This window comes from Tepidicaulis marinus, assembly GCF_000739695.1.
Lineage (GTDB): Bacteria > Pseudomonadota > Alphaproteobacteria > Parvibaculales > Parvibaculaceae > Tepidicaulis > Tepidicaulis marinus.
The window spans coordinates 1-6489 of sequence record NZ_BBIO01000037.1; the positions used below are offsets into that span (position 1 = coordinate 1).

The window sequence follows — 6489 nt, forward strand, 5'->3', positions numbered from 1 at the left end:
CCGACTTCGCTGCGACCTGATCGAGGATCAGGCGACGCGCTTCGTCGAGACCAGTGCCGCGCTTGACCAGATCCTCGGCGAAGCCCCGCTCGAGGTTCAGGCGACCAGCCAGATCGTAGATGGTCGAGACACGCTCACGTTCGGCTTCGCGGGCGCGATTCGCTGCGGCATCGGGATCCGGGGTATCGGGCTTGGCGGTCTTCGGACGCGCACGGGTCTGCGTATCGGCCGCGCTCGGGGGCGTGTCGGTCATGGTGGTCTCCTCGGTCGCTGCCGTTTCGCTCGTCTGGTCGGCCACGACCTCGTCAGTCTGGGCCGGGGTCTGGGTCTTCTCCGTCATCGGGGATGCTCCTTGCGGGTTGGAGGGCGCGTCCCGGCGGTGAAGGACGCAGGTTTCAAGAGGGCTCTGGCTGCGGAAGCCCGCGGCGGGGTCGGCCCCGACCGGGACCGCTGAAATCTCGAAGGGGGTCCAGTCCACCGCCCGCCAGAGTTCTCGGCCGCCGTCGGGTTTGGAGATGTCGAAGCGATGGACCTGGTAGCCGATGGAGACCGCGCGGATGTGCCCGGCCTGGATGTCGCGCCAGATCGGCTCGACATCGGCGCGCTCGCTGATGCGAACCTGCGCGATGCCGCGGCCCTTCTCGATCCGCGCCGAACCGGGCACCACCGAGCCGATGACGGCGTCGAGCGTGTCGATCTCGTGGACCTTCAGGAACGGCGCGCCCGCGTTCAGCCGGTCGAGGCGCACATGGGCAGGGTCGAGGCTGAGTTCCTCGTCGTAGGGCTCGCCGAAGAAGCTCGCCCGCCGGACGCGCGCGCCCGCCGACCAGATCACCTCGACGGTGCGTGCGTCGGCATCGACGGTGTTCGGCGCAAGCTCCGCCGACCGGCGAAGCGCCGGCAGTTCGATCATCGTGTCCATGAAGTCAGTCCTGTTGGGCGGTGTCCGGCTGCCCCGAGTCGGGTTCCGGATCGGTTGCCGGGTCGCTTGATTGCGCGCTGCCGGTCTTGGTGACGCGGCGGGGGTCGCTGTCGAGCACAAGCCCGAGGGCGTCGAGCTTGGCGTTGGTCGCGGCGATCTCCGCCAGCACGGCGTCGGGATTGCGGCCCTGCCGAGCGATCACCTCGGCCAGTGTCATCGTTCCCGAACGGATCGCCAGAAGGTTCGCCATCGCGTCCTTCTGCGGATCGACTGCCTCGAACTTGGGCGGTGACCATTCGACCGGCACGTCCGGCTTCGGGATCTGCCCCGCGGCCCATGCGGCCTCGGTGAACCAGCGCCAGACCGGGGTGCAGAGCATCGGAATGAAGAGCTGCCACTGGACAGCGTCGATCATCCGGCGGAACTCGACGAGCCCCGCCCGGATGGAGGAGTAGTTCACCTGGCTGAGGTCGCCCGTCAGCAGCTCGTACGGCACCCGGAACCCGGCAGAGATCGTATGCAGGCTCGCGCGCTTATACTCGCCGTAGCCGCCCGTCGCGGCCGGCTGGTTGAAGCGGATGTCCTTGCCGCCGCGGGCATAGGCGATGAGTCCTGGTTCGAACTGCTCGACCCGGTTGCCGTCGGCGTCGACCACCGCCGGAGCGATGCCCTGCTGCGCCTCGTCGTCGCCGAAGACGATGGCGGTGACGCAAGCCTCGGTCTTCTTGCGCACGATCTCGGCCACCTCGTAATCGTCGAGATCACGAAGGGCGCGGATGACCGGCGCGCCCCAGGGAACGCCGCGCGCCTGCGTGCGCTGCTTCTCATAGACATGCGCGATCTCGCTCGCCGGGACCGGCCGGCTCTGCAGGCCGTTTTGCAGGGCGCCATAGGCGTCGCCAGGATGCTCGGCGTGGAGCCAGTAGGCCTTGCGCTTGCCGAGCGGATCGAACTCGATTCCCTGCACCAGCCGCCCCGCGCCGAGAACGCCGGATTTGGTGGCGTCGAGGAAGTCGGCCTCCAGCACCTGCAACTGCAGCGGAACCGGCAGACCGTCCGAGGATCGCCGCAGGCGGCGCCGCACCAAGACCTCGCCCGCCTCGACCATCTCCCGGCAGATCAGCGTCTGCAGGCCGTAGAAGTCGAGCTGACCATCGGCATCGCACTCCGCCGTCCAGCGTTCAAACAGCGCATCGACCTTCCGGTCCAGCGTGTCGTCGCCGCTCGCGGCGCGCGGCATGATGCCCGCGCCAATGATGTTGTTGACCAGCACCGCCACGGCCTTCGCTGCATGCGGGTTGTTGCGCACGAGATCGCGCATCCGGTCGCGCAAGAGCGCCCCGGCCACGCCGATCTCGGTATCGGCCGAGGATCCCGGGGCACGCCAGCCCTCCGTGCGGCGTCCTCGCGCGGCGCCCTCGTAGCCGCGCGCGAGCGTCTCGAACGCCTGTCGCGCCAGGACACGCCGCGCGGCGGCCCGAGGGGCGACCGAAGCGATGGCGCGGTCGAACCAGTTCGCCGCCATCAGCGATCCCCGCGCGAGAAGCCCGCGAGCCCGGCGACCGGAAGCGGCCGCCCCACACTGGCAATTGCGCGCTCGATGGTGCGGATGCGGGCGAGCAGATCCTCCGCCGAGCCGTAATCCACCGACTTACCGTCATAGCTGACACGGGTCGTGCCGCTGGCATAGGCCCGGCGTAGTGCCGAAAGCTCGGTTTCGGTCCAGTCGGTCATTTCAGAACCATCCTTCCCGCCGCCCGATCCAGTCGGAACGGCGCTTGCCTTGGGGTACCTGTCCCGGCCGGTGGATCTGCCCGGCGGGATCGCTGTCGGTGGGCGTCGCCCCGAGCTGGTCCTCGAGGTCGCGCCATTTCTCTTCGGGCCAGCGGTCGGCGCCCGCGATCCAGGCGGCCGCGCGGGCGTAGACCCGGCAATCGAGTGCCTCGTTGCGCTCGCGCAGCTTCTGCCATTCGAGCTTCGCGAAGCCGCGCTTCGTGCGCACCGTCACAAGCTGTTCAGCCACGACCTGCTTCAGCCACTCGCTCTCGACCCATGTCGGCAAGTGGATCGTGCCGGGCGGGAACGCCGCGCCCTCGTCACGTTCCTCGGCCGTCGGGTGCTCCAGCCGCAGGAAGCGGTAGGTTTCGGCCTTGAAGGTCGAGACGGCCACCGTCCAGAGCCGGGCGCCGCGACGCAGGCGCTTCCCGCCCTCGGTTGCATCCACGAATGTGGGGCCGGAGACCGGGCTGGAGCGATTGAAGCCTTCGAGCCCCTTGACTGGCGCGACCTGCGCAAAGCCGACTTTGCGCGACCAGGCGTAGACTGCCGGGGCTTCGTAGCCCGTGTCGATGGCGAGCCGCGCGATCCGAAGGTGCGCGCCGTTTTCATGTGGCCACGACCGGTCGAGGACTGCCGTCAACTGGTCCCAAGCATCATGCCGATCCGGCCCGCCCTCGATCACGACGTGATCGACGAGCCAGCTCTCAAGCCCTCGGCCCCAGGCCCAGACATCCACCTCGATGCGGTCCTTCTGGACATCCGCGCCCGCCGTCAGGAACAGCCCGCCCGCTGGCACCATGCCTGGCCGCCACGCCTCGCGGCGATCGTAGAGCCGCTGCCAGTCCGGCGCCTCGCCGGTTTCGACCCATGTCTCGCCGAGAATGGTGTTGCGGAACGCTTTGATCGCCTCGTCGGAGCCTTGGGCCGCCTCCCAGCTGCGCGCGATCCGGGACCAGCTGAGCCAGCCCACCGGCGAGTAGAGTGCAGAGAGGTGGTAGCCGACCGTCGTGGGATCAGCGGCGACAGCGGTCGCCCGCCATTCGCCGCGCTCCAGCATCGCCGTCTTGTGGTGCTCCGCGATGGGTTGATCGCAGCTCTCGCAGAGATACTCCGCCGTCTCCGGCTTGCCCTTCTGCCAGCGCAGCCGATCGAACTTCATCCACTGCATCGCCCCGCAATGCGGGCACGGGACGAAGTAGCGCCGCTGGTCGGACGCCTCGAACTCGCGCTCGATGCGGCTGAGCCCCCGGATCGTCGGCGTCGAGATCAGGAACACCTTGCGCCGGTGGGCGAAGGTCAGCGACCGTGCCTCAGCCAAGGTCACCGGGTCGCCTTCCTCGTCGGCCGAGGCCGGATAGGCATCGACCTCGTCGAGGAAGATGTAGCGCGCCGGGGTCGAGCGCAGCCCGACCGCCGAGTTCGCGCCCGTCATGATCAGGATGCCGCCAGCGAATTCCTTGGACAGCATCGTGTTCCCGGCGTCGCGGGATCGGGCCGGTTTGACCCGCTCCCGCAGCTCGGGGCTCTCGTCTATAAGCGGGTCGATCCGCTGGCGCGAGTTGCGCTTGGCCAGTTCCACGGTCGGCTGGACCGCGAGCATGGGGCCCGGCGCCTGGTGGATGGCGAAGCCGATCCAGTTGTTGCCGGCTTCCGTCGCACCGACCTGCGCGGCCTTCATGAACACGACCCGCTGCGCCGCGTCGCCGGGCGACAGCCGGTCCATGATCTCCCGCATGTAGGGCGTTCGCATCGTGCGGTAGCGCCCCGGTTCGGCCGAAGCGCGGGACGCCAACATCCGGTGCCGGTCCGCCCATTCCGAGACGGTGAGGTCGGGATCCGGTCGGATCCCGTTGCCCCAGGCGCGCAGGATCTCAGCCGCGCCTTCGAAATCCCTCAGGCCATCTTCATCACCGGAATTCGGGCCGGACCTCGGCGAGTTCGTCGAGGTGGGCGCGTACATGTTTCTCCAAGGCCTTCTGCATGGTGGCCGCCTCGACGCCGAGTTCGGCCGCCATCAGCGCCGCCGCGCGCGCCGGCCAGTTCACCCAGGCATCGCGCTCCTCGCGTGCCAGCCGGAACACGACCGCAACCGCCCGGGCGCGGTCGACGAGTTCTCCCTTGAGCTTCTGAAGCCGGATGCGCCGCTCCTGGGCCTTCAGCACCTCATTCGCGGTCTTGGCCTGCAGGAAGGTCGTGCCGCTGCCGACGGGTGGCGCGGCAAGCCCTTGTTCCCGCAGAGTGTCGCCAACGGCGGACACGGCCGCGTCGGGGACCGGCTTGAGCTTGGATGCCGTGGTGCGCCGGGACTTCGACGGGTCCGTCATCGCCGCCCGGCGTGCATCGCTCGCCTCTGCGTCGATGCTGCCATCCTCATGGAGGACCAGCCGTCCCGCCGCCTTCGCCTTCTGGATCGCGCCCCGCGAGAGACCGACGCGCGCGGCGTATTGGCGCTCGCTCAGCCCCTGCATGGCGTTCTCCGATTATTGTTCAGATTCAGGCGCTTATCGAGTTGATAAGCGGTTCGGACAGAGCGAACGTGGCTTTCAAGACCACGCTGCAACTCGCCACGAGGAGCCACAGAGATGACCCGACGCGCCACCGACAACTCGAAGGCACTCGACGCCTTCATCGCCGCCAAGCTGGAGATCGACAGCATGCTGGAACGCCTCAAGGCGCTCAGCGACGACCACTTCGAAACCAATCCCGACGAGATCAACTGGGGCCATGTCGGCTCCCTGAGCCACTACCGCGACAAGCTGCGCGAGATCACCGACATGGCGTTCCGCGAGGGCGAGCACGCCGGGTGAAATCCTGCACCTGCCCGAACTCCGGCCGCGCCGTGCCGCGCGGCTTGGGGTCGTAGAAGGACCGCGACGGTCGCGGTTCAATCCAAGGAGACGACCCCATGACCAAGCTCACCGACACGCAAGCCGTAATTCTCAGCGCCGCCGCTCAGCGCGACAGCTACAATGTCCTGCCGCTTCCCGGTTCCCTGCGCGGAGGCGCCGCCACCAAGGTGGTGGAGACGATGATCGCCAAAGGCTTCATCGAGGAAGTCGATGCCGACATCCGCAATGGGGAGCTTGTCTGGTGCGAGACCGGGGACGGTCACGGCACCACGCTGGTGGCGACCGACGCAGGCCTCGCCGCCATCGGCATTGAGCCCGAGGGCACGAGCACCGCGCCTGCGAGCGCGCCAGACACCCGCGCCGAGCAGCAGGCCGCGCCCACTACGCGAACACCGCGCGAAGGCACCAAGCAGGCCGCGCTGATCGCGATGCTCCGCGCGCCGGGAGGTGCGACTATCGCCGAGATTGTCGCGGCCACCGGCTGGCAACCACACACGGTGCGCGGCGCGGTGGCGGGCGCTCTCAAGAAAAAGCTCGGTCTCGAAGTGGCCTCCGAGAAGATTGATGGCCGCGGGCGGGTGTACAGCCTCCCGCCGGCTTGAAGACACGACGTTTTCCAGACCCGATGCCGCCGCCCGATCCGGGCGGCGGTTTTCATCTGGCATGGCGCAACCGGATTTCCTCGAACAGCCGACGCAGCGCGTAGGAACGTCCAATGCTGACCACCGTGAAAATGCCACCCATCATGAGATTCTGCGCCAGTGTGGTGTGCAGCCCGAAAATCGGGAAGATCAGGATCTGGGTCACCACCGCCACGCCGTAGCCAACGGCGACATTGGCAAGGGACTCGACGAGAGACATGGCGCGGCTCTGTTTCATGCTGGCACCCCGTCATTCATCGGCCAGCAGTTCAGCCGCCAGAGTTCTGAGCGCATGCGC

At 68.2% G+C, this 6489-nt stretch carries 7 protein-coding genes and 1 pseudogene; 2 read left to right on the forward strand and 6 right to left on the reverse strand.

Annotated elements, in window-relative coordinates; translation table 11 throughout:
* From M2A_RS16720 to M2A_RS16740, 5 genes and pseudogenes are all read right to left on the reverse strand, one after another.
* A pseudogene (locus M2A_RS16720) lies at positions 1-922 on the reverse strand (hypothetical protein); the annotation flags it as partial.
* Between the two features lie 4 nt (positions 923-926).
* Positions 927-2447 carry a phage portal protein gene (locus M2A_RS16725; protein WP_045449881.1) on the reverse strand — a complete coding sequence of 507 codons (1521 nt, stop codon included), beginning with the start codon at positions 2445-2447 and terminating at the stop codon, positions 927-929.
* Entirely contained in the window at positions 2447-2656 is a 210-nt protein-coding gene (locus M2A_RS16730; protein ID WP_045449882.1) for a phage head-tail joining protein, read from the reverse strand. Before M2A_RS16730 ends, M2A_RS16725 begins: the two co-directional genes overlap by 1 nt.
* A 1-nt stretch (position 2657) precedes the next feature.
* Positions 2658-4661 (reverse strand): phage terminase large subunit family protein, encoded by a 2004-nt coding sequence (locus tag M2A_RS16735; protein WP_045449883.1) that lies wholly within the window; start codon positions 4659-4661, stop codon positions 2658-2660.
* The gene (locus M2A_RS16740) at positions 4609-5169 is read right to left on the reverse strand and encodes a hypothetical protein (protein ID WP_045449884.1); all 561 of its coding nucleotides are present in this window, start codon (positions 5167-5169) and stop codon (positions 4609-4611) included. Before M2A_RS16740 ends, M2A_RS16735 begins: the two co-directional genes overlap by 53 nt.
* 114 nt (positions 5170-5283) lie before the next feature.
* On the opposite strand from M2A_RS16740, the gene M2A_RS16745 reads away from it, so the two are divergent.
* Positions 5284-5508, forward strand: coding sequence for a hypothetical protein (locus M2A_RS16745; protein WP_045449885.1), 225 nt, complete (start codon positions 5284-5286; stop codon positions 5506-5508).
* Between the two features lie 98 nt (positions 5509-5606).
* Entirely contained in the window at positions 5607-6152 is a 546-nt protein-coding gene (locus M2A_RS16750; protein WP_045449886.1) for a DUF3489 domain-containing protein, read from the forward strand.
* A gap of 52 nt (positions 6153-6204) precedes the next feature.
* On the opposite strand, the gene M2A_RS16755 is transcribed toward M2A_RS16750, so the two are convergent.
* Positions 6205-6429 carry a DUF7220 family protein gene (locus M2A_RS16755; RefSeq protein WP_045449888.1) on the reverse strand — a complete coding sequence of 75 codons (225 nt, stop codon included), beginning with the start codon at positions 6427-6429 and terminating at the stop codon, positions 6205-6207.
* Between the last annotated feature and the right edge of the window lie 60 nt (positions 6430-6489).